The 267-nt window shown below is 56.2% G+C and carries 1 protein-coding gene; it reads right to left on the bottom strand.

All coding sequences use genetic code 11. The features are described from left to right. A partial coding sequence (locus B156_RS29700; protein ID WP_040586240.1) for a hypothetical protein occupies nt 1-267 on the bottom strand: 267 nt, incomplete at both ends.

Genomic DNA, 267 nt, shown 5'->3' on the forward strand with positions numbered 1-267 from the left:
CTGGCGGTGGTTTTGTTGGTAAAGCTGGTGCCCCCATCGAGAGAAATCGACAACCCACCCTGGGTAGCGGCATAGACCGTGCTGCCCACCGCATACACCCCTGTCACAACATTACTCCCCAATCCATTGGCGGTGGTTTTGTTAACGAAGCTGGTGCCCCCATCGAGGGAAATCGACAACCCACCAAACGTAGCGGCATACACCGTGCTGCCCACCGCATACACCCCCTGCACATTATTACCACCCAATCCATTGGCGGTGGTTTTG

Origin of the sequence: Spirosoma luteum DSM 19990 (assembly GCF_000374065.1) — a bacterium.
Classification (GTDB): Bacteria; Bacteroidota; Bacteroidia; order Cytophagales; family Spirosomataceae; genus Spirosoma; species Spirosoma luteum.